The sequence below is a fragment of the Nocardia xishanensis NBRC 101358 genome (genome assembly GCF_001613365.1).
Taxonomy (GTDB): domain Bacteria; phylum Actinomycetota; class Actinomycetes; order Mycobacteriales; family Mycobacteriaceae; genus Nocardia; species Nocardia xishanensis.
Genome location: NZ_BDCF01000048.1, coordinates 1 through 21146, shown reverse-complemented (window position 1 = coordinate 21146; position 21146 = coordinate 1). Strand labels below are relative to the sequence as shown.

Genomic DNA, 21146 nt, shown 5'->3' with positions numbered 1-21146 from the left:
CGACGGCGTGACCTGATGAAGGCGGGGAGATGGAACGACCGGACATGACGACACGAACCGGAAGAAGCACGATGCCGCGGGCTACCGCGCCCGGGACGCCGCCGTGGCCGGGTGAACAGCATCGCGGGGACCGGTCCGGCAGCGAGCGCGGGCGGCCGTATGACTTTGCGCGCGAACCGGAGTGGGAACCCGAAGCCGAATTCGTTCCGGAGCCAGTGCATTTCCCCGAGGAGGACGTGTTCGCGCGGATGATCGACCGATCCCCCAAGCGGCCGCCGCTGCGGCGCTGGGCGCCCGCGCTGATCGGTTCCGTCGCCGCGCTGGCGGTGACGGCGGCGGCCTTGCTGTACTTCCGCGGCGGGCCCGCACCGCAGCCGACCGCCGCAAACAGTCCCGCCCCGACGACCGAGCCCGCGATCGTTCCCGCGTCGCGCTGCCCCGCGGAGCGCGTCGGCAACAGGATTCAGGGCAACGGCGACGGCGGCACGGATTCCGGCCCAGCCGCGATCTTCGCCTTCCAGTACGCGTACTACGTGACGCGCTCGGCCGAACAGGCGCGCACCGTCGTCGCGTCGAACGCCTCGGTGCCCACCGTGCAGGCCATCCAGCACGGCATCGACAGTATTCCGGCAGGCACCACGCACTGCGTCGCCATCACCCCCGGCGCCTTCGCCGGCCAGTATCGCGTCGTGATCACCGAGACCAGACCGGGCCGCGACCCGATGACCTACAACGCCCAGCTCGTCAGCGTCGCCCGCGCGGGCGACCGCACCCTCATCACGAGCATCGCCGCCGCGGGCTGAACCGCACGGCGGGCAGATCTCGTCGACGCTTCCCCAGCCCTCAGCCGCGCAGTTTCTCCGCCGCCGCGACCACGTGCCGCATGAGCAGCGCGGTGGTCACCGGGCCGACGCCGCCGGGAACCGGGCTGAGTGCGGCGGCCTTGCCGCGCACCGAATCCGCCTCGACGTCGCCGACGATGCCGCCGTCCGGCGCCTCGTTGGTACCGACGTCGATGACGATCGCGCCCTCGCGCACGTGCTTTCCGGTGACCAGCCCGGCCCGGCCCGCCGCGGCGACCACCACATCGGCGGTCGAGGTGACGGCCGCCAGGTCGGCGGTGCGCGAATGGCACACGGTGACGGTGGCGTCCTCGGCGAGCAGCAGCTGCGCCAGCGGCTTGCCGACGATGTTCGAGCGCCCGACGACCGCGACCAGCTTGCCGCGCAGCGGGATCTCGTGGTGCTTCAGCAGTTCCACCACGGCCTCGGAGGTGGCGGGCACGAAGCCGTCGAGGCCCGCGGCGAGCAGGCCGAGCGAGAGCGGGCTGACGCCGTCGACGTCCTTGTCGGCGGAGATCGCCGAACTCACGTCGTCGAGCGAGACGCCCGCGGGCAGCGGGGTTTGCAGCATGATCGCGTCGAAGGACGGGTCGGCGCTGCGCGCGTCGAGTTCGGCGCGGATCTGCTCCGCCGTGGCGTCGGCGCCCAGATCGATACGGTCGCAAGCGATTCCGAGTCGCTCTGCGGCCTTGCGCAGCGAGTTGACGTACCAGGTGCTGGCCGGATCGTCGTTGGCCACGATCAGGGCGAGCCGCGGGGCGTGCGCCGCCGCGACGAACGCGGCGGCGCGTTCCTTGGTGTCGGCGTTGATGGCGGCGGCGAGTTCCTTGCCGGTCAGCGAAAGGGTGTCCACGAGGTGACAGCTTAGTGGGCGCGGCCGGAGGCACTCCGGCAGCAACCCGCGAATCACCGGATTCCGCCCGGCGCGGTCGTATCGTGGACGGAGCTTTGCCACGGCCACCTGTCAGCTGACGTACCGAAACCCGTTTCACGCGTGGAAAGGTGTCGACTGTAGTGAAGATCTCGAGGCATTGGAAAATCCTGGTCGCGTCGTCGTTCGCGGCTTTCACCCTCACCGGTCTGGTCGGCGCGCCCGCCCAGGCGTCTCCCGAAACCGACGCCCTCTACAACTCCGCCCAACGCAACTTCACCGACGGCAACGAGGGGGCCGGCCTCGCCGACCTGCGCGCGCTGCTCGGCAACGATCCCAGCGACGCCGAAGCGCTCTCGTTGCAGGCCATCTGGTCGCATTACGCCAACGACCTGCCCGCGCTGGCCGACGCCATGGCCCGGCTGCAGGCCACCGATCCGGCGATGGCCGCGGGCACCGGCCACGTGCTCAACGCCATCAGCGCCGCGGTCGCCACCCTGCCGAATCCGCTGCCCGCGCTGATCGGTCCGCAGACGGGCATCGTGGTGCTCGGCTACGGTCTGCTACCCGACGGCGGGCTGCGCCCCGAGTTGGTGAACCGGTTGGCGGCCGCCTGGATCCAGGCCGTCGCGTCACCGTTCTCGCCGATCGTGGTGACCGGCGGCAACCCGCAGAACGGGATCACCGAGGCCGACGCCATGCGCGACTGGCTCGTGGGGCGCGGCATCCCGGCCTCCCGCGTCCATGTCGAGAACCGGGCTGGTTCGACGGTGCAGAACGCGCTGTTGGCCAGCAGGCTGCTGCGCGATGTCGGCGCGACCAGCGCCGTGGTGGTGACCTCGCCCAATCACATCCGCCGCGCGGTCGCCGATTTCATCGTCGCCGGCACCCACGTCGTCGGCGCGACCACGTCGCTCGAACAGCTGGTCTCCCAGCTGCCGCCGCCCTCCCGCAACGCCCAGCGTGGCATCTACCTCGACGCCACCCGCACCTTCCAGCTGGACACCTCGCGCTGAGCGCTCGCAGCGCGGCCCGAGTGAGATGTCCTCGCTCGGGCCGCGCCGCGTTCGAGGGGCGGCTTCACACGGGGCGCATCCTCGGATGTGACGTGGCTGCGGATGCGCTGTGCGACCGGTATACCGACCGGAACCGGCCCGCATGCCATCGATCGGGTCGGCGCTCCCACGCTGCTGCTGCGCGGCGATGACGAGCCGCTGGTCGTACGACGCGTCGGTTGCCAGCGCGTTCACATCCGTCGGAGGTCGTGATATCGGCTGGCCGACGGCGGGCCGCCTGGTGCAGGATGGCCGGGTGTCGAGTGTGGAGGTCGCCGAGGTGGCGGCGCAGTTGCGGGTGGCGGGGTGCGTGTTCGCCGAGGAGGAGGCGCGCCTGTTGATCGGCGCGGCGGCCGAGACCGGCAGCGATCTCGACGGTCTTGTCGCGCAACGGGTTTCCGGGACGCCGTTGGAGCACCTGCTGGGGTGGGCGGAGTTCCGCGGGCTGCGGGTCGCCGTCGGGCCGGGAGTGTTCGTGCCGCGGCAGCGCACGGTCTTCCTGGTCGAGGAGGCGCTCGCGATCGCGGGAACGGTCGAGTCGGCGCCCGTGGTGGTCGACCTGTGCTGCGGCTCCGGGGCGTTGGGGCTGGCGCTGGCCACCGCGCTCCTCGCCGAGGGAAGGACCGTCGAACTCGCCGCCGCCGATATCGAACCCGCCGCCGTCGCGTGCGCGCACCGGAATCTCGATCCGCTCGGCGCTGCCGTCTACCAGGGCGACCTGTTCGAACCGCTCCCCGGCGACCTGCGCGGTCGCGTCGACATTCTGCTCGCCAACACCCCGTACGTACCGTCCGGCCACATCGCGGGCATGCCGCCCGAAGCGCGCGATCACGAGCCGCGCACGGCGCTCGACGGCGGCGCCGACGGACTGGACGTCTTCCGCCGCGTCGCCGCCGAAGCGTCCGAGTGGCTCGCGCCCGGCGGGCATCTGCTGGTCGAATCGAGTCCGGAACAGGCGATCGTCGCCGCCGAGATACTCCGGGCGCACGGCCTCACCGCCCGCGTCGCGGAGTCCGAGGAGTACTACGCCACCGTCGTCGTCGGCGCCCACCCCTGACCACCGCGCTGCCGAGGGCGGACGCCGCGGCGGCCGGTTACTTCTTGCGCCCGGTGAAATCGTCCATGGAGTGGTAGACGCCGACCGTGTCGAGGAAGAGGTCGCGGAGCTTGAGCGGCAGGATGCCGGACAGCGCCCGGTTGAGGCGGGAGGTCCACGGGAGGACGACCAGCGGGTTGCCCTGCTTCATCTCTTTCCACGAGGTGTCGACGACGTCGTCCTGCTGAAGGATCGGGGTGAGCCAGAAACCCTTTGCGCCGTCGAACATTCCAGTGTTGATGTAGGTCGGGCACACGGTGGTGACCTTGACGTGGTCGTGGCCCGCCTGCTCCAGTTCCAGGCGCACCGAGTCGGACCAGCCGAGCGCCGCCCACTTGGACGCGGCGTAGACCGACATACGCGGGTTGGCCACCAGGCCCGCCGAGGAGGCGATGTTCAGCACCCGCGCCTCACCCGCGCCGTGCACCATCGCGGGCAGGAATTCGAGCGTGATGTACATCGGCGCGAGCGAGTTGATCGCCATGGTCTTGTCGATGTCGGCGCGGTTCTCGGTTTCCCAGAAGTAGGTGTTGCCGCGCACGATGCCCGCGTTGTTCACCAGGATGTCGATGTCGCCGACCTCGTCGCGCACCGCGGCCGCGGCGGCGGCGATGGCGTCGCGGTCGGACACGTCGACCACGAACTCGTGGATCCGCGCCCCGCGGCCCGCCAGTTCGACCGCGGTGCCCTTCAGCGCGACCTCGTTGACGTCCCACAGCACCACCGCCGCGGCGCCCTCGCGCACCGCGCGCTCGGCGAACAGCTTGCCCAGCCCCATGGCAGCGCCCGTCACGAGGACCTTCTTGCCCGCAACCGTGTCCAGTCTCATCCGTTCCCTATCCCTGCGTTCGGTCTTCACTTCTGGCGCAGCGTCTTCATGACGTTGAAGTAGAGCGTCATCGTCTTGGCCCACAGCTCCTCCGACATCCCCGGCAGCGGCGCGATCGGCAGCACCCGCTGCACCGCGATGGTCTGGGTGTCGGTGTACTTGAGCAGGCCCTCCGGCCCGTGCCGCCGGCCGGTGCCGGAGATGCCGAGGCCGCCGGACGGCGCGTCGGCGCTGCCCCACGCGGCGATGAAGCCCTCGTTGACGTTCACCGAGCCCGCGTTGATGCGGGCGGCGACCTCGCGGCCACGGCGCACGTCCTTGGTCCACACGCTGGCGTTGAGTCCGTAAGCCGTGTCGTTGGCGGCCTCGATCGCCTTCTCGTCGCTGGCGACGCGATAGATCGAGACCACCGGGCCGAAGGTCTCCTCGCGATAGACCGTCATGCCGGGCCGCACGTCGGCGAGCACCGTCGGCTCGTAGAAGAAGGGCCCGAGATCGGGTCGCGCGCGGCCGCCCGCGAGCACCGTCGCGCCTTTGGCCACCGCGTCGTCGACGTGCGCGCGCACGGTGTCCAACTGGCGCTGGAAGGTCAGCGAGCCCATGTCGCTGCCGTAGTTCAGCTCTGCGCCCAACTCGATCGCGCGCACATTGGCGACGAATTCGGTGACGAACCGGTCGTAGACCGCCTCGTGCACGTAGATGCGCTCCATGGATTCGCACAGCTGCCCCGCCGAGGCGAAGCAGGCGCGGATGGCGATCTTGGCGGCGCGCGACACGTCGGCGTCGGCGAGCACCAGCAGCGGGTTCTTGCCGCCCAGTTCAAGCGAGTAGCCGATCAGCAGTTCGCCCGCCTGCTGCGCGATGGTGCGACCGGTGGCGCTGGAGCCGGTGTAGTCGACGTAGTCGGCGCGTCCGATGACCTCGCCGCCGATCACCGAACCGCGGCCGAGCACCGCCTGCCACAGTCCGCGCGGCAGCCCGGCGCGCACGGCGGCATCGATAGCCCACAGCGCGGTGAGCGCGGTCTGGTTGTCGGGCCGCGCGACCACGGCGTTGCCCGCGACGAGCGCGGGCAGAGCGTCCGAGGCGGCCAGGGCGAGCGGATAGTTCCACGGGGAGATCACCGCGACGACGCCCTTGGGCCGGTTGCGGACGTCCACCTGGGTGAGGAAGGGCAGCACGCCGCGCGGCTTGCGGGTGGCGAGCAGCTTCTCGGCGACCGAGGCGTAGTACCTGGCGTTCACCGCCACGTCGCCGACCTCGTCGAAGGCGTGCGCGCGAGACTTGCCGGTCTCGGTCTGCACGATGTCGAGGATGGCGTCCTGCTCGGCGAGCACGATGTCGTGGAAACGGCGCAGCACGGCGGCCCGCTCGCGCACCGGGCGGCGCGCCCATTCGCGCTGTGCGGCCCGCGCCGTGGCGAAGGCGCGCTCGATGTCGGCGGGGGACGACTGGGGCAGTTCGGTGACGAGCCGCCCGGTGGCGGGCGCGAACACCTCGACCGCGGGCGCGCCGCCCGCGACGGCGTGCTCGAGCAGCGGCCGGACCAGGCCGGCGGGCAGTGCGGCGGCTTCGGCGGGCAGCTTGGCGACGGTCGTCATGGGCGGACCTCTCGAAGGACGGTTCGGGTGCGCGTCCAGAACATTTCCTGAACAGTGGTGTTAGATTAATCCTCGTGACATGTCCCGTGTCAAGCTCTCCGTTGTGCAGCACAGACATGCCCCAATCCGGCTGTGAGGTCTCACCATGTCCAGTGACGCGACGACGACGCGCCGCGGCCGCCCGCCGCAGACCAGGGAGCAGGCCGAGGAGGTCAAGGCCAGAATCGTGCTGGCCACGGCGGAAGTGTTCACCCGCAACGGCTCTCGCGGCCTGAGCGTCGCGCAGATCATCGAGCAGGCCGGGCTGGCGCGGCCGACGTTCTACCGGTACTTCGGCAACGCCGCCGAACCGCTGCACGTGCTGCTGGCCGCCTCCAACGAATGCCTGGTCGGCGGCATCCGCGCCGCGCTCACCGGCACCGATAAGCCCGTGGAACTCGGCATCCGGCTCATCGACGCCTACCTGGGGTGGGCGCGCGGCCACGGCGCGATGCTGCGCCCGCTGTTCGCCGAGCTGCACGATCCGGCCTCGCCCGTCTCCGCGTATCGCGAGCGGGCCCTCGACGACATCCGCGCCACCGTCCGCGAGACGTTCGCCGAGCTGGGCCGCCCTGTCCCTTCCCCGCTCGACCTGGACGCAGCGCTGCACGTCTGCGAGTACGTCGTCTATCGCATCTCCGCGGGCGCCGCGCCCGGCGCCGAACCCGACGCCGCGACCGTCGACGCCGCGCGGCTCACCATGATCCGCGTCCTGCTGACCACCCTCGGCACCCGCGCCGACATCGAATACGCCCTGGACATCCCGAATCTCTTCCCGGAGGCGCCCCGCTCGCCCGAGGCGGGCTGAACGCCGCCACTCGACCCCCTCCGGGGCCGATTCGGGCATGAGAGGATCGGGGGATGGTCGCCGATTCCGACGAATCCTTCGCCCGTATGCGCAACTGGCGTGGCCTGGCCCCCGCCGAGCGGATCGCCACGCGCCGAACACAACTCGTCGAGGCGGCCACCGAGCTGATGGCGACCGTCGGCGCGGCCGAGATCTCGATGCGCGGGGTGTGCAGGCAGGCAGGCCTGACCGAGCGCTATTTCTACGAGAGCTTCCCGAATCTGGAAGCGCTGCTGATCACCGTGCTGGAGACCGTGGTCGTCGGCGCGCGCGACCACCTGCTCGACGCGCTGACCGAGGCGCCTTTCGAACGCGAGGCGATGTTCCGCCACGTCGTGGCCGCCTTCACCGACTATCTGACCGAGGATCCGCGCCGCGGCCGAATCATGTTCGTGGAGTCGCAGGCCACTCCCGTGCTCTCGCAGCGCGGCGACGAGCTCATCGAGTTGTTCACCGCGCCCATCGCCATGACCATCGGCGCGGGCGACTACCGCGAACCCGGCCCCGATCACCTCGACAGCGTGCTCAACGCGAACGCGATCTTCGGCGCGCTGGCCTACCTGTACCGGCCGTGGTTGAACGGCGCGATCGACGTCCCGCGCGAACGGTTCGACGAGCACGCCGCCCGCCTGCTCACCGCCGTCGCGCTGGTCAGGTCCTCGGACGCGAGCTGAACGTACCTCCGCCCGGCGCCGCGGCAACACACAGTTGTACGGACCGGCTACCTCCGGCAGCGGCCGTCGATCGCACCTCGGCACGTCGCGACGTACGGACGAGTTAAGCGCGCCGCTCTCCGGCGGCCACCGGTTCCCGGCGCGCGGCGCGTTCGAATCGCATGGCGCCGGTGATCGTGCCGTGGCGCAACGTGATCAGATCGCGCACGTAGTTCATGTGCAGCGCCCAGGGCGCGCGATCGCCCTGCATCGGGAACATGGTGGCGGCGCGCAGCACGTAGCCGGGCATGAAATTGGTGAACAGCGGCGCCTTGCCGACCGAGGGGTCACGTACCGGCATGCAGCGGGCGTAGCCGTGCGCGTCCATATGCCGCAGCAGGCGCACCACGTATTCGCTGACCAGATCCGCCTTGAGCGTCCACGACGCGTTCGTGTAGCCGATCACGAAGGCGAAGTTCGGCACACCGGAGAGCATCATCGCCTTGTAGGCGAGGTGATCGGCCATATCGACCGGCTTCCCGTCCACGACGAGTTCCATGCCGCCGAACGCGAGCAGGTTCAAACCCGTTGCGGTGATGACGATGTCGGCGTCGAGCCGGCCGCCGGAGGCCAGCGCGAGACCGCGCTCGGTGAAGGTCTCGATGCGATCGGTGACGATGTCGAGCTCGCCTTTGCGGATGGCGCGGAAGAAGTCGCCGTTCGGCGCGAGGCACAGCCGCTGATCCCACGGGTTGTACTTCGGCGTGAAGTGGGTGTCGATGTCGTAGCCCGGCGGCAGCCAGCGCTGTTGCCATCCGCGGATGCGCGCCCGCATACGCTCCGGGTAGCGCTGACTCAGCTGATAGACGGCGGTCGCGACGGCCACGTTCTTGGCGCGCGCGACCGCGTAGGCGGCCTTGGCGGGCAACCACTTTCGCGCCCGGTGGGCCAGATCGTCGCGTTCCGGCGCGGAGATGATGTAGCCGGGTGAACGCTGCAACATGGTGACGTGCGCGCCCTGCGCGGTGAGCGCGGGCCCGAGCGTGACGGCGGTGGCGCCACTGCCGACGATCACCACGTGCTTGCCCGCGACGTCCAGTTCGTCCGGCCAGTGCTGCGGGTGGATGATCGGACCGGCGAAGCGCTCGGTGCCCGCGAAGTCGGGCTTGTAGCCCTCGTCGTACCGGTAGTAGCCCGAGCAGCACCACAGGAAATCGGTGGTCAGCGTGACCACTTCACCCGTGTCCGTCCGTTCGGCGCGCACGGTCCACCGATTGTCCGAGGACGACCATTCGGCGCGCACCACGCGCTGGTTGTAGCGGATGTGTTCGTCGATCCCGTTCTCCCTCGCGGTGTCGCGCAGGTAATCGAGGATCGTGTGACCGTCGGCGATCGCCTTCTCCCCGAGCCAGGGGCGGAAGCGGTAGCCGAGGGTGTACATGTCCGAGTCCGAGCGAATTCCGGGGTAGCGGAACAGGTCCCAGGTGCCGCCGAGGGCCGCGCGGCTCTCCAGCACGGCGAAACTGCGTCCGGGAAAGGCCTGCCGCACGTGGTACGCCGCGCCGATGCCGGACAATCCGGCACCGACGATGAGCACGTCGACGTGCTCGGTCTCGGTCGTCATCACACTGCTCCTCCGGTCTCCTGCGGACGGGTGCGGCGCCGCATCCGCGATAACCCGAAGCCTAATCGCGCGGTGGGCACGGCCCGTCGACGGCCCGTTGCGGAGCCGGAGCAACGGCGCAGGTACACCCAGCCGCCGATTCGATGCTCTCCCGGCCGTCGACCCGGAACCGAGCCGAGCGCGAGCGGGCCGGAAATCGGCGGCCGACCGGTTCGGCTCGGCCGCAACGACATTGCCGAGAACGCGGGTCGGGCAACCACCTATCGATACCGACCGGTTCGCAAGCCGACGCGGCCGAGTGAGGTCACTCACAGAAGGGTTGGCGGTACCAGATCGTACAGCTGCTCAGCTATTTCGAACCTCTGTTAGCCAATTGTTCGCGCTCACAACGAGGCCGGTCCGCGCCGCCGAGCGCCCGCGCCGCTCAGCAAGCTCGCAAAACGGGTGTCAGGACGGTGAAGTGCCCCCTACCGGCCACCATAGCGAGCGGCCATAGCCGGGGGGTGTCCAGTTAGTGATACCGCACGAGACAGATACCCTCCCACACCCACTGTCTCAGAAGGAGAGTCGATTTCGGACCGTACCCATTTCTAGTTACTGTCCGGTAGTGTTCCGACGCACCGACGATCAGAGAAGATCCGGAACCGTATCTGTCAACGATTTCCAGGAGCTCACGTGTCGCATTCTCGCTTCGAATCCATCGGCGCATATCTGCCCTCGAATATCGTCACCACCGAGGACTTGATCGCGCGGCTCAAGGTGCCGCCGTCGTTCGATCTCGAGCGAATCACAGGAATCAAGGAACGCCGGGTGCACGATACGCGGCCGGAAAGTTACGAGGATTCCTTTGCGCTCGCCATCAAGGCCGCCGAAGACTGTCTGTCCAGGTCAAGGTACTCCGCCGCCGAGCTCGACGTGATCATCTCCAGCTCGATCACGCGCAGCAAGCACGGCACAAGGATGTACATGGAGCCTGCTTTCGCCTCGTCGATCGCCAAACACATCGGCGCTCGAAAGGCGATCACATTCGATATTTCGAATGCGTGCGCCGGAATGCTCTCCGGCACCTACATCCTGGACCGGATGATCCGCGCGGGCATCGTCCGGAACGGCATGGTGGTCAGCGGTGAAGCAATTACTCCGATCTCCGAAACCGCGGTGAACGAGATTTCCGAGAAATATGATCTCCAGTTCGCCTCGCTCTCGGTGGGCGATTCGGGCTGCGCGATCGTGCTGGACGAGGCGGTCGACGACGCCGACAAGATCCATTACATCGAGATGATGACGGCCTCGGAGCACTCGCACCTGTGCCTCGGCATGCCGAGCGGGCGGACCCAGGGCGTCGCGCTCTACACCGACAACCGCAAGATGCACAACGAGGCCCGGTTCATGCTGTGGCCGAACACCCAGGGCAGCTACTTGGAGGCGCAGGGCAAGACCTTCGCCGACGAGGAGTTCGACTACATCATCCACCACCAGTTCGGCGCCGCGGCGGTTCCCTACGCCAACGCGATCGCGGCCCGCGAGTTCGGCTCGCCGATGCCGCCGGACCTCAACGTCATCCACAAGTACGGAAACACCTCCACCACTTCGCATTTCATCGTGCTGCACGATCAGCTCAGCGATCAGAACATCCCGGCGGGATCGAAACTGCTGATGATCCCGGCCGCTTCCGGCGTCGTGACCGGCTTCCTGTCCACCACCATCTCCTCCCTGAAGGTCTGAGGTAATCGACATGGGCGTGCGTATCAAGTCCACCGGAATCAGCCGGGCGGGCGACACCCACAGCATCGTCGCGCACAGCGGCCGCGCCGCGCGGCGCGCGATGGACCGCGCGGGCATCCAGCCCGAGCAGGTCGGCGTGCTGATCAACGCGGGCGTGCACCGCGACTCGAACACCGTGGAACCCGCGGTGTCCGCGCTGATCCAGAAGGCGGCGGGCATCGGCCTCGAGTACCAAAAGGACGATCGAACCTCGTTCTCGTTCGACCTGATGAACGGCGCGGTCGGCGTGCTCAACGCGGTGCAGGTCGGCACCGCCATCTTGGAGACCGGCAGCGCCGAGCACGTGCTGATCGTCTCCGGCGACACCCACCCGTCGCTGACCCGCGCGATCGCCGACGACGAATTCCCCTACGCCACAGCGGGTGCCGCATTGTTGCTGGAGCGCACCGACGAGCCAGAGGGCTTCGGCCGCGTGCACGTCGCGACCGCCGATGGCACGCCTGCCATCGAGGCCTACGTCGACACCGCCACCATGGGCACCGTCGGCCGCGGCCTGATGACGATCGAGCGCGAAGCGAGCTTCGAGGACCGCCTCTTCGAGGTCGCGCTGGAGACCGCCCGCGCGGCGCTTGCCGAGGCAGGCGACGTCGATCTCGCCGCCACGGCGCTCATCGCCTCCACGCCGAGCGAGGAATTCCCGCTGCGGCTGGCGGACGCGCTCGGCATCGCGCGGGATTCGGTGCGCACCCCGGACCTGTCCGACGGTGACCCGCACACCGCCGCGCTGCCGCTGGCCTACGACCGTGCCGTGGCGCAGGATTCGTTCGGCTCGCACACGCGGGTGCTGTTCGTCGCGGCGGGCGCGGGCCCGACGGCGGCGGCGGTGCTGTACCGGCTCCCTGACCTCGTCGGGGCGCCCGCGTGACCGCAGGGACTTACTGGCAGGCCATCGACCGGTTCCGTGCGTTCGCGCGCACGGAACCGGACCGCCAAGCGGTGATCTACCCCGAGGGGCAGAATCCCGATGGCCTGCCGGCCTACCGGCATCTCACCTATCGCGAACTCGACGAATGGTCGGACGCGATCGCCGAACGGCTCACCGCCCACGGCGTCGGGACCGGCACCCGCACCATCGTGCTGGTGCTGCCGAGCCCCGAGCTCTACGCGATCATGTTCGCGTTGTTGAAGATCGGCGCCGCGCCCGTGGTCATCGACCCGGGCATGGGCGTGCGCAAGATGCTGCGCTGCCTGCGGGCGGTGGACGCCGAGGCGTTCATCGGCATCCCGCAGGCGCACGCCCTTCGCGTCCTGTTTCCCCGCAGCTTCCGCCGCGTGCGCACCGCGGTCACCGTCGGCAAGCAGTGGTTCTGGCGCGGTGAGCGGTTGCAGGACTGGGCCCGCCGCCCGCAGCGCCCCGCGCCGGAACGCGCACCCGCCGACCCGGACAGTCTGTTGATCATCGCCTTCACCACCGGAAGCACCGGCCCGGCCAAGGCGGTGCAGCTCAGCCACGGCAACCTCGCCGCGATGGTGGAGCAGGTCGACACCGCGCGCGGAAACGTTCCCCCTGATACCTCGCTGATCACGCTGCCGCTGGTAGGCGTGCTCGATCTGCTGCTCGGCGCGCGCTGCGTGCTGCCGCCGCTGATTCCCAGCCAGGTCGGTTCGACGGACCCGGCGCACGTGGTGGACGCCATCGGCAAGTTCGGCGTGCGGACCATGTTCGCCTCCCCCGCGGTGCTGATCCCGCTGCTGCGCCATTTGGAGCAGCACCCGACGGCGCTGCCCACCCTCGCCAGCATCTACTCCGGCGGCGCGCCGGTGCCGGACTGGTGCATCGCCGGGCTGCGCGAGGTGCTGAACGAGGACGTGCAGATCTTCGCGGGCTACGGCTCCACCGAGGCGCTGCCCATGTCCACCATCGAATCCCGGGAACTGCTCGGCGGTCTGGTGGCCAGGGCGCATCAGGGCGACGGCACTTGTATCGGACGGCCCTCGGACCCGGTCGAGGCCCGCTTGGTGGCCATCACCGACGCGCCGATCCCGACCTGGGCGCGCGCCGAGGAGCTGGCGGGCGAGCTGGAGAAGACCAGGGGCGTTGGCGAACTCGTCGTCTCGGGCCCGAACGTGAGCACCAGGTACTACTGGCCCGACGAGGCCAATCACCAGGGCAAGATCGTCGACGGCGACCGGATCTGGCACCGTACCGGCGATTTGGCCTGGATCGACGAACAGGGCCGAATCTGGTTCTGCGGGCGCAAGAGTCAGCGGGTGGTCACCGCGGACGGGCCGATGTTCACCGTGCAGCTCGAGCAGATCTTCAACACGGTGCCCGGCGTGGCGCGCACGGCGCTGGTCGGCGTCGGCCCGAAGGGCGCGCAGCGGCCCGTGCTGTGCGTCGAGCTGAAGCCGGGCATGGATCGCACCGCCGCCGAGATGAAGCTGCGCACCCGGGCCACCGAATACGAGCTCACCAAGCAGATCACCGATGTCCTGATACACCCCAAGTTCCCGGTGGACATCAGGCACAACGCCAAGATCGGCCGCGAACAGCTCGCGGTATGGGCGGGCAAGCAGCTGAAAGCCGAGGAGCGGCGATGAAAACGACTGCGCTGCGGGCGATTCCGATTCTCGGCTGGCTCTATCTCGCGGCCGGTCTCGTCGCGGCGCTCGCCGGACGGGCACCGCGCAACCGATGGCTGCGCGCCGTGTGGTGGATCGACGCGTTTCTCAGCGTGGTGGTGCACGCGGCCCAGATCCCGGTCGCGCTGCGCGCCACGCGGGGAGCGGGGCATTCGCCGCTGAAGACCGCGGTGCTCACCCAAATCTTCGGCCTGACCTGGTACGGGGATCGGCTCGGCTCCGGCAGGGCCGAGGCGACCGGCGACGGCACACCCACCGATCATCGAGAGGCACAGCGATGAAGATTCTCGTTACCGGGGCCTCGGGCTTCCTCGGCGGCGCGCTCGTGCGCAGGCTGGTCGCCGACGGCGCGCACGACGTGCGAATCCTGGTGCGGCGCACCAGCAATCTGACGGATCTGGGTGACGCGCGCGAGCGGGTCGAGATCGTCTACGGCGATCTCACCGACGCGCCGTCGCTGGTCGAGGCGACCGGCGGAATCGACGCGGTCGTGCACAGTGCCGCGCGCGTCGACGAACGCGGCACCCGCGAGCAGTTCTGGGAGGAGAACGTCCGCGCCACCCAGCGGCTGCTCGACGCGGCCAAGCGAGGCGGCGCGTCGCGGTTCGTGTTCATCTCCAGCCCCAGCGCGATGATGGACTACAACGGCGGCGACCTGCTCGACGTCGACGAGTCACTCCCCTATCCGCGCCGCTACCTGAACCTCTACTCGGAGACCAAGGCCGCCGCCGAGCGGGCTGTACTCGCCGCGAACGCACCGGGTTTCGCCACCTGCGCGCTGCGACCGAGGGCGATCTGGGGCGCGGGCGACCGATCGGGCCCCATCGTGCGGCTGCTCGACCGTGTAGCCGAGGGCCGCCTGCCGGATCTGTCGTACGGGCGCGAGGTGTATGCCTCGCTGTGCCACGTCGACAACATCGTCGAGGCGACGATCTTGGCGCTGGCCTCCGAATCCATCGGCGGCAAACCATATTTCATCGCCGACGCCGAGCGAACGAACGTGTGGCAGTTCCTCGGGCAGGTCGCCGCGAAATTGGGTTACGAGCCGCCGACGCGGCAGCCGAACCGGCGGGTGCTCGACGTGGTGGTGGCCGTGATCGAGACGGTCTGGCACATTCCGGCGGTGGCCACCCGCTGGTCGCCGCCGCTGTCGCGCTACGCGGTGGCGCTGATGACCCGCTCGGCGACCTATGACACCGGCGCGGCGAGCCGCGATTTCGGCTACCAGCCGATCGTGGATCGGGAGACCGGGCTGGCGAGCTTCCTCGCCTGGCTCGACACCCAAGGGGGCGTCCGCGAACTCACCAGACATCTGCGCTGACCCCGACCCGGAGGCAATCATGAGCAGCGACACCACCTTTCGCCGACCCATCACCCCGACCGAGCGCCTGTACTTCGCCGCGCGTGAGCTCGCCCCGCCGTTCCTGATGCAGGTGGCGGTGCACGGCGAGGGCACGCTGGACCCCGACGAACTCCAGCGCGCGGTCGACGTCGCGTCGGCGGCCATCCCCGGCTCCCGGCTCGTCCGGGACGGCGACGACTGGGTGGACACCGGCGTCGCGGCGACCGTGCGGGTCGTCGACGGCCACACGCTGACCTACCCCGAGCTGGAGAACGACCCCGTTCTCAACAGCCCGATCGGCCCGACGCCGGACCGCACCTGCGAAATCCTGCTGCTCACCGCCGATCCGGTGACCATCGTCTTCCGCGCCTTCCACGGCGTGATGGACGGCATGGGCATGCGCATGTGGGTGGACGACGTGTTCCGCGCGCTGCGGGGCGTCGAACCGGTCGGCGCGCCCGACCCGGTCGCCGACGCCCAACTGGTCGCGCGCGTCGGCGCACCCGGCAAACCCTCGGTGCTGCTGCCGACCTTCCAATCGGCGGCCGGTCGCGGCAAGCAGGATCCGGCCGCGTCGCCCTGGCTGCTGCGGCACCGCACGATCGAGGGGACCGGCAAGGGCATCCTCGCGCGGGTCGCCGCCGTGCTCGCCGAGGCGGCGCAGACGAAGTCGCGCATCATGGTTCCGGTCGACCTGCGCAGGCACGACCACACGCTGCGGTCCACCGCGAACCTCGCGCTGCCGCTTTTCCTCGACATCGCCCCCGGCGACGACTGGAAAACCGTGAACGACCAGTTGCGCACGGGCCTGAAGGAGAACCGTGAGCTCAACCAGATGGACAACGGCGGGCTGACGGCGCTCCCGTCCGCGGTGGTGCGCGGGGTGATGCGCGCGGGCAACTGGGTCGGCGCGCGCCTTGGCCGGAATCTGGTCTCCGCCACGGTGACTCACGTGGGCGTCTTCGATCTGGACGGGATGGCGGTACCCGGCTACACCCCGACGTCCATCCGGGTGCTGCCCCAGCACAGCGGGATGATGCCGCTGCTGTTCGCCATCGTGCAATCGGGCGGGCGGCTGGAGATCACGGTGTCCTGCCGCAACGGCGCGGGGGTCGAGCAGCGGCTGGAGGCGCTGCTCGACCGCCTGGTGAGCACCTTGGAACGCGAACTCGCGGCGTCGCCGGCGCACTGACGCCGGACAACTACGGCACAACCACTGCGGCACAGGAGTTTCCGATGAGCGAAACCTATCCGAACTTTCCGGGGGACGACCATCGGGCAGGTCCGCGATGATCGCGTGGGCCCGGTTCGTGATGGCGCGACCGCGCACGGTGCTCGGTGTCGCGGTGGTTGTGATGGGGTTGTGCGGCCTGTTCGGCGCGGGCGCCGCCGAGCGGCTCAGCGCGGGCGGCATCATCGACCCGAACAGCGAATCCGCACTGGTCGACCAGCTCGTCACCGAGCACTTCGGCCCGCAGAATCCCGACGTGGTGGCGATCTACACGGCCCCCGAGGGCCAGACACTCGAGGACATCGGGCCTCGCGTGCGCGCGGCGATCGCCGCCATCGACCCCGCGCTGCTGGCGCGGCCGGTCGAAAGCTATTGGAACAGTGTCCCGCCGCGCACGAACTTCCTGCGCTCTCCCGACCGGCGCCACGCGCTCGCGGTGGTGTTCACCGCGGGCGACGAGACCGAGCGCATCGCCGCCTATCCGAAACTGGAAGCGGCGCTGCGCGTTCCAGGCATCGACACCGAACTGTCCGGCTACAGCGCGCTGTCCACCGAGATCACCGCCCAGTCGCAGCGGGATCTACTGGTGGCCGAGTCGATCTCGCTGCCGGTCACCCTGCTGGTGCTCGTGCTGGTGTTCGGCGGCGCCGTGGCGGCCTCGCTGCCGGTGGTGGTCGGCATGCTCGCGGTCGCGGGCGCGATGGGCGCCATCCGGGTGCTCAGCGAGTTCACCGAGGTGAGCACCTTCGCGGTCAACATCGCCTCGCTACTCGGGCTGGGCATGGCGATCGACTACGGACTGTTCCTGGTCAACCGGTTCCGCGAGGAGATGGCCGAGGGGCACGACGTGCCGAGGGCGATCGAACGCACCTGCGCGACCGCGGGCCGCACCGTCGCGTTCTCGGCGCTGCTGCTGATCTGCGCGTTCGCCGGCACCTTCGTCTTCCCGCAGGCGGTGTTGCGCTCCTTGGGTTTCGGCGCCATCGCCGCCGTCGGTCTGGCCGCAGCGCTGTCGCTGACCGTGCTGCCCGCCATGCTCGCGCTGTTCGGGCCGCGCATCGGCCGCGCAACGGCGAACGAGCGCACCGAACGGTTCTGGGGCCGCGTCGTCGGCGCCGTGCTGCGCAGGCCGGGCACGGTCACCGTCGCGGTGGGCGCGGTGCTGCTCGCGCTGGCCGCGCCGCTCGGCGGCATCCGGCTCGGCGACATCGATCACCGGGCGCTGCCCGAGGGCAACGCGATGCGCGCCACCGTCGACCGGCTCACCGCCGACTTCCCCGCCGCGAGCAGCGGTGTCACCGCGGTGCTACGCGGAGTGGACGGCTCGGTGCCCAACGCGGCCGCGGTCGACGAGACGCTGCGCGCGCTCGGTTCGGTGTCCGGCGTCCGCTCGGTGCTCCAAGTCGGGCGGGCCGACGATTTCGTGGTGCTGCACGTCTTCCTGACGGCCACCGATCGCAGCGAGGCCGCGACCGCCGCGGTGCGTGACATTCGCGCACTGGAGCCGCCGGCCGACACCGTGATTCGGGTCGGCGGCGACACCGCGGCCACCAGGGACAGCGTCGATACCATCGTGGCGAGAATGCCGCTGATGGTGCTGGCCATGGTGCTCGCCACCGTCGGCCTGCTGCTGGCCGCCTTCCGCTCGATCGTGTTGCCGCTCAAGGCCGTTGCGATGGCCTTCCTCAGCCTGGCCGCGACGTTCGGCGTGCTCACCTGGATCTTCGCCGACGGACACCTGGCAGGCGCGCTCGGCGTCAGCGTCGGACCGATCGCCGCGGGCATGATGGTCCTGATCATCGCGGTGGTCTTCGGCCTCTCCACCGACTACGAGGTGTTCCTGCTCTCGCGCATGGTCGAGGCGCACAACGCCGGCGCGGACACCGCCGAGGCGGTGCGCGCGGGCACCGTGAAGACCGCGCGCGTCATCACGGCGGCCGCCGTCCTGCTCGTCCTGGTCACCGGCGCGTTCACGCTCTCGCCGCTGACGCCGATGCGGTTCCTCGGTATCGGCATGATCGTCGCCCTCGTCATCGACGCGACCCTGGTGCGGATGCTGCTCGTGCCCGCGCTCGTTCAGCTCATGGGCCGCGCCAACTGGTGGATGCCAGGGGCGAACCGTCCGCGGCGACACGTCGCCACCGTCCTGGAGAAGGCCGAGGAGCAGGCGGAGGCGCCCGCGGCCACCCCCTCCTGAACGTGGCTCGGCGAACGGCGCGCGTCGTCGTCGGCGCGACCTTCGGCACCGGAAGACCGGTGATCACCCGGGGTATCGTCACGGGAGGTGGCCGAGTCCACCGAAGCTTTCTCGAGGGCAGCGAGCGCGTGGCACACGAGAGGAGACGGTCATGGCGATGAATCCGGCGGTCCTGGTTGGCGTCGACGGTTCCGCGGGCTCGACGGCGGCTGTGATCTGGGCAGCGCAGACGGCCGCGCGGCACCGGGCGCCGCTGCACCTGCTCCACATCGTGGACGTGGTGGCCGACTACGGTCCCGGCGCAACGGAACCGCTCACCAGCGCCGACTACGCGCGGCTCACCGACCACGGCCGCAGGCTGCTCGACGCGGCGACCCGGCAGGCCGAGAAGGCGGCGGCGGAATTCGGCGGCGTCGAGGTCATCACGGAGCTCGCGCAGGCGGTGACCACCCCGAGCCTGCTCGACCACACCGCGGGCGCCCGGATGATCGCGATAGGGACCAGGGAACGCGGCAGCCTGCGCCGGGCCCTGCTCGGTTCGGTCAGCTCGGCGTTGGCGCGGCGCGCGCACTGTCCGGTCGCGGTCGTGCGCGAAGGCATCGACCTCTCGCCGCAGGTGCGTTCGTGGCCGGTGATCGTCGGGGTCGACGGCACCGAGGTGAGCGAGCCCGCGGTCGGCATCGCGCTGGCCGAGGCGGCGGCGCGCGGGGTGGACGTCGTCGCGCTGCACGTCTGGACCGGCGTCGAGCTGCCCGAACGCTACGGATTCGAGCCGGACTCGATCGCCACCGAGATGGGTTACGTGCTCGCGGAAAGCCTGGCGGGCTGGCAGGAGCGCTTCCCCGGCGTCCGCATCCACCGCGAGGTCGTCAAAGACCGGCCGGAACGCCTGCTGCGCGAACGTTCCGAGCGCGCGCAACTGCTGGTGGTCGGCAGCCGTGGACGCAGCGGATTCAGCAGCATGGTGCTCGGCTCGACCAGCCAATCCCTGGTCCTCTCCGCAAACTGCCCGCTCATCATCGCCCGCGACGCGGACTGACGGGGCGCGGCGGCCCGGCTCACCGCAACGCGCCCCGTACGCCGGAACGGACGGGACGATCCCATCTGGAAACCCTTGGTCTGGCCGACGTCGGAATCGGCCAGCGTAGCCAACTGGCTGGATCAGTGAACCTGACGGCCGCCAGCGAAAACCGGTGGTGCGGACAGCACCTGCATAGTTACGGTCGATCGGTGCCGGATGCGATCTTCGCTCATTCGCGCCTTGCGCTGATCTACGACGAGTTCGTAGGCGATCGCGACGATCTGGGTTTCTACGTCGGCATCGCCGACGAGTTGGGCGCCGGGGCGGTGCTCGATGCCGGCTGCGGAACAGGACAGCTCGCTGGGCTGCTCGCGCGCACCGGCCGGATCGTCGTGGCAAATAGAGCCAGCCGAAGCATCACTGGAGGTCGCGAAGACAAAGCACGTGCAGGCCGGGATCACCTGGCTGCACGGCTAGGCATCGAGCGGAGATCGAGTCGGACTCGAGAGCGCACGGCTACCGAGTCAGGGACATCAGGGATGCTCCCGATCGCCCCGGGCGCGCGTTCGTATTCATCGCCGAATCGACCTGCTGGACAGGTACCGGACGTGCCGGGGTGAATTGGTGTTTCGATGGAACCGGTTCCGGGGCCAGCGCGTCTGATTCATCGACGGAACCAGTGGAAGGGGCGACCGCTATGGCCGTGACGAACCCGTTCGGGGCGTTCATCGAGGACGCGAAAGCCGGTGCGCTACAGGTGCGGCTGGAACCCCAGGTCTTCCTCGACCTGGACCGCGCGTGCCAGGAGCTGATCGCCGCGCTGTCGGCCGCGCAGCAGGACGCGCGGGCTATCGGCGATCTCGGTCACTGGGGGCTCGGGGAGGACGATCCGCGCCTGTGGTCGGCGATCGAATTGGTGAAGTTGTTCCGGGAGAAGGCTTTCGGCGGACCCAACAACGCCTATGACACGCTCGCCGAGTACATCGCGGTCGCCACCGAGATCCAGGCACTTTTCAGCGCCATCCGGGACGCTTTCGAGCGCACCGACGCGGAATTCGCCGCGCGCCTCAGGGAGATCACCGGGTGAGAACCCGGTCCGCCGTCACCAACTGATCGCGGCGGCTCTGCGCCACCGGCATCCGGTGATGCCGGTCACATCCGTGCGCATCGGGGAACCGGACGCGCCGCGATACGTCCAATGCCATGACAGACAATATCTTTCGAGACAGGACGACGCATGAGGCTTCGAACGGCCACCCTTCTCGCTTCCGCCGCGATCGCGGCATTCGGCGCGATCACCGCGGGATCGGTCACGGCCGAACCCCTCGCCCACATCCTGCCCGCGGCGCAGTTCGACCACGATCCGAGCCACCCGGGCAACGGCTGCCCGCCGCCCCCGCTCGGCGAGGACGGCAAGCCGCTGCCTCCGCCGCTGGGCGCGGACGGCAAGCCGCTGCCCCCGCCGATCGGCGCCGACGGCAAGCCGTGCCCGCCGCCGCTGGGCCCCGACGGCAGGCCGGTGCCTCCGCC

Annotated in this window: 19 protein-coding genes and 1 pseudogene; 15 read left to right on the top strand and 5 right to left on the bottom strand. The window is 69.8% G+C overall.

Annotated features, from left to right (window positions below; all coding sequences use genetic code 11):
• Nucleotides 1–44: 44 nt before the first annotated feature.
• Nucleotides 45–803, top strand: coding sequence for a DUF8176 domain-containing protein (locus NX1_RS27870; protein WP_157120127.1), 759 nt, complete (start codon nucleotides 45–47; stop codon nucleotides 801–803).
• Between the two features lie 40 nt (nucleotides 804–843).
• Here the strand turns inward: NX1_RS27870 and NX1_RS27865 are convergent, their stop codons facing one another.
• Nucleotides 844–1695, bottom strand: a complete 852-nt coding sequence (locus NX1_RS27865) for a bifunctional 5,10-methylenetetrahydrofolate dehydrogenase/5,10-methenyltetrahydrofolate cyclohydrolase (RefSeq protein ID WP_068065589.1) — start codon at nucleotides 1693–1695, stop codon at nucleotides 844–846.
• Between the two features lie 161 nt (nucleotides 1696–1856).
• On the opposite strand from NX1_RS27865, the gene NX1_RS27860 reads away from it, so the two are divergent.
• Together NX1_RS27860 and NX1_RS27855 are read left to right on the top strand one after the other, a co-directional pair.
• A complete protein-coding gene (locus NX1_RS27860; RefSeq protein ID WP_068065588.1) occupies nucleotides 1857–2729 on the top strand; it encodes a YdcF family protein in 873 nt (290 codons plus the stop codon).
• 295 nt (nucleotides 2730–3024) lie between these two features.
• On the top strand, nucleotides 3025–3825 hold the full coding sequence (locus NX1_RS27855; protein ID WP_068065692.1) for a putative protein N(5)-glutamine methyltransferase: 801 nt from the start codon (nucleotides 3025–3027) through the stop codon (nucleotides 3823–3825).
• A 37-nt stretch (nucleotides 3826–3862) separates the two neighbouring features.
• Here NX1_RS27855 and NX1_RS27850 read toward each other — a convergent pair whose 3' ends face one another.
• Complete coding sequence (locus tag NX1_RS27850; RefSeq protein ID WP_068065587.1) at nucleotides 3863–4693, bottom strand: SDR family NAD(P)-dependent oxidoreductase; 831 nt, start codon at nucleotides 4691–4693, stop codon at nucleotides 3863–3865.
• A 26-nt stretch (nucleotides 4694–4719) separates the two neighbouring features.
• Nucleotides 4720–6294, bottom strand: a complete 1575-nt coding sequence (locus NX1_RS27845; RefSeq protein ID WP_068065583.1) for a succinic semialdehyde dehydrogenase — start codon at nucleotides 6292–6294, stop codon at nucleotides 4720–4722.
• A 145-nt stretch (nucleotides 6295–6439) separates the two neighbouring features.
• Here NX1_RS27845 and NX1_RS27840 point away from each other — a divergent pair, with 145 nt between their 5' ends.
• Both NX1_RS27840 and NX1_RS27835 read left to right on the top strand, forming a co-directional pair.
• The gene (locus NX1_RS27840) at nucleotides 6440–7141 is read left to right on the top strand and encodes a TetR/AcrR family transcriptional regulator (protein ID WP_068065579.1); all 702 of its coding nucleotides are present in this window, start codon (nucleotides 6440–6442) and stop codon (nucleotides 7139–7141) included.
• Nucleotides 7142–7194: 53 nt separating this feature from the next.
• Nucleotides 7195–7854: a TetR/AcrR family transcriptional regulator gene (locus NX1_RS27835; protein WP_068065575.1), complete on the top strand. Its 660-nt coding sequence runs from the start codon at nucleotides 7195–7197 to the stop codon at nucleotides 7852–7854.
• A 103-nt stretch (nucleotides 7855–7957) separates the two neighbouring features.
• Here NX1_RS27835 and NX1_RS27830 read toward each other — a convergent pair whose 3' ends face one another.
• Nucleotides 7958–9457, bottom strand: a complete 1500-nt coding sequence (locus NX1_RS27830; protein WP_068065571.1) for a flavin-containing monooxygenase — start codon at nucleotides 9455–9457, stop codon at nucleotides 7958–7960.
• 675 nt (nucleotides 9458–10132) lie between these two features.
• On the opposite strand from NX1_RS27830, the gene NX1_RS27825 reads away from it, so the two are divergent.
• The 8 genes from NX1_RS27825 to NX1_RS27790 all read left to right on the top strand — a co-directional run bounded on the left by NX1_RS27825 (nucleotide 10133) and on the right by NX1_RS27790 (nucleotide 19634).
• Nucleotides 10133–11182, top strand: coding sequence for a 3-oxoacyl-ACP synthase III family protein (locus NX1_RS27825; RefSeq protein ID WP_068065566.1), 1050 nt, complete (start codon nucleotides 10133–10135; stop codon nucleotides 11180–11182).
• Between the two features lie 10 nt (nucleotides 11183–11192).
• On the top strand, nucleotides 11193–12107 hold the full coding sequence (locus tag NX1_RS27820; RefSeq protein WP_068065564.1) for a beta-ketoacyl-[acyl-carrier-protein] synthase family protein: 915 nt from the start codon (nucleotides 11193–11195) through the stop codon (nucleotides 12105–12107).
• Nucleotides 12104–13783: a fatty acid CoA ligase family protein gene (locus NX1_RS27815; RefSeq protein ID WP_068065561.1), complete on the top strand. Its 1680-nt coding sequence runs from the start codon at nucleotides 12104–12106 to the stop codon at nucleotides 13781–13783. The genes NX1_RS27820 and NX1_RS27815 overlap by 4 nt, the downstream gene beginning before the upstream one ends.
• Complete coding sequence (locus tag NX1_RS27810; RefSeq protein WP_068065557.1) at nucleotides 13780–14106, top strand: hypothetical protein; 327 nt, start codon at nucleotides 13780–13782, stop codon at nucleotides 14104–14106. Before NX1_RS27815 ends, NX1_RS27810 begins: the two co-directional genes overlap by 4 nt.
• Nucleotides 14103–15146, top strand: a complete 1044-nt coding sequence (locus NX1_RS27805) for an NAD-dependent epimerase/dehydratase family protein (protein WP_068065554.1) — start codon at nucleotides 14103–14105, stop codon at nucleotides 15144–15146. Before NX1_RS27810 ends, NX1_RS27805 begins: the two co-directional genes overlap by 4 nt.
• Before the next feature lie 19 nt (nucleotides 15147–15165).
• Entirely contained in the window at nucleotides 15166–16359 is a 1194-nt protein-coding gene (locus NX1_RS27800) for a peptide synthetase (protein ID WP_068065548.1), read from the top strand.
• A gap of 97 nt (nucleotides 16360–16456) precedes the next feature.
• Complete coding sequence (locus tag NX1_RS27795; protein ID WP_068065545.1) at nucleotides 16457–18595, top strand: MMPL family transporter; 2139 nt, start codon at nucleotides 16457–16459, stop codon at nucleotides 18593–18595.
• 151 nt (nucleotides 18596–18746) lie between these two features.
• A complete protein-coding gene (locus NX1_RS27790) occupies nucleotides 18747–19634 on the top strand; it encodes a universal stress protein (protein ID WP_068065539.1) in 888 nt (295 codons plus the stop codon).
• Between the two features lie 122 nt (nucleotides 19635–19756).
• On the opposite strand, the gene NX1_RS36595 is transcribed toward NX1_RS27790, so the two are convergent.
• On the bottom strand, nucleotides 19757–20077 hold the full coding sequence (locus NX1_RS36595; RefSeq protein ID WP_068065514.1) for a hypothetical protein: 321 nt from the start codon (nucleotides 20075–20077) through the stop codon (nucleotides 19757–19759).
• Between the two features lie 236 nt (nucleotides 20078–20313).
• Here NX1_RS36595 and NX1_RS36590 point away from each other — a divergent pair, with 236 nt between their 5' ends.
• Nucleotides 20314–20703, top strand: a complete 390-nt coding sequence (locus tag NX1_RS36590) for a hypothetical protein (protein ID WP_068065511.1) — start codon at nucleotides 20314–20316, stop codon at nucleotides 20701–20703.
• A 150-nt stretch (nucleotides 20704–20853) separates the two neighbouring features.
• Nucleotides 20854–21146 (top strand): annotated as a pseudogene (locus NX1_RS27775) (hypothetical protein); the annotation flags it as partial.

Excerpts from the sequence above, each read along its gene's own strand:
- NX1_RS27870 (WP_157120127.1), top strand. The coding sequence starts at position 45 with ATGACGACACGAACCGGAAGAAGCACGATGCCGCGGGCTACCGCGCCC.
- NX1_RS27850 (WP_068065587.1), bottom strand. The coding sequence starts at position 4,693 with ATGAGACTGGACACGGTTGCGGGCAAGAAGGTCCTCGTGACGGGCGCT.
- NX1_RS27845 (WP_068065583.1), bottom strand. The coding sequence starts at position 6,294 with ATGACGACCGTCGCCAAGCTGCCCGCCGAAGCCGCCGCACTGCCCGCC.
- NX1_RS27840 (WP_068065579.1), top strand. The coding sequence starts at position 6,440 with ATGTCCAGTGACGCGACGACGACGCGCCGCGGCCGCCCGCCGCAGACC.
- NX1_RS27835 (WP_068065575.1), top strand. The coding sequence starts at position 7,195 with ATGGTCGCCGATTCCGACGAATCCTTCGCCCGTATGCGCAACTGGCGT.
- NX1_RS27830 (WP_068065571.1), bottom strand. The coding sequence starts at position 9,457 with ATGACGACCGAGACCGAGCACGTCGACGTGCTCATCGTCGGTGCCGGA.
- NX1_RS27820 (WP_068065564.1), top strand. The coding sequence starts at position 11,193 with ATGGGCGTGCGTATCAAGTCCACCGGAATCAGCCGGGCGGGCGACACC.
- NX1_RS27810 (WP_068065557.1), top strand. The coding sequence starts at position 13,780 with ATGAAAACGACTGCGCTGCGGGCGATTCCGATTCTCGGCTGGCTCTAT.
- NX1_RS27805 (WP_068065554.1), top strand. The coding sequence starts at position 14,103 with ATGAAGATTCTCGTTACCGGGGCCTCGGGCTTCCTCGGCGGCGCGCTC.
- NX1_RS27800 (WP_068065548.1), top strand. The coding sequence starts at position 15,166 with ATGAGCAGCGACACCACCTTTCGCCGACCCATCACCCCGACCGAGCGC.
- NX1_RS27795 (WP_068065545.1), top strand. The coding sequence starts at position 16,457 with ATGATCGCGTGGGCCCGGTTCGTGATGGCGCGACCGCGCACGGTGCTC.
- NX1_RS27790 (WP_068065539.1), top strand. The coding sequence starts at position 18,747 with ATGGCGATGAATCCGGCGGTCCTGGTTGGCGTCGACGGTTCCGCGGGC.
- NX1_RS36590 (WP_068065511.1), top strand. The coding sequence starts at position 20,314 with ATGGCCGTGACGAACCCGTTCGGGGCGTTCATCGAGGACGCGAAAGCC.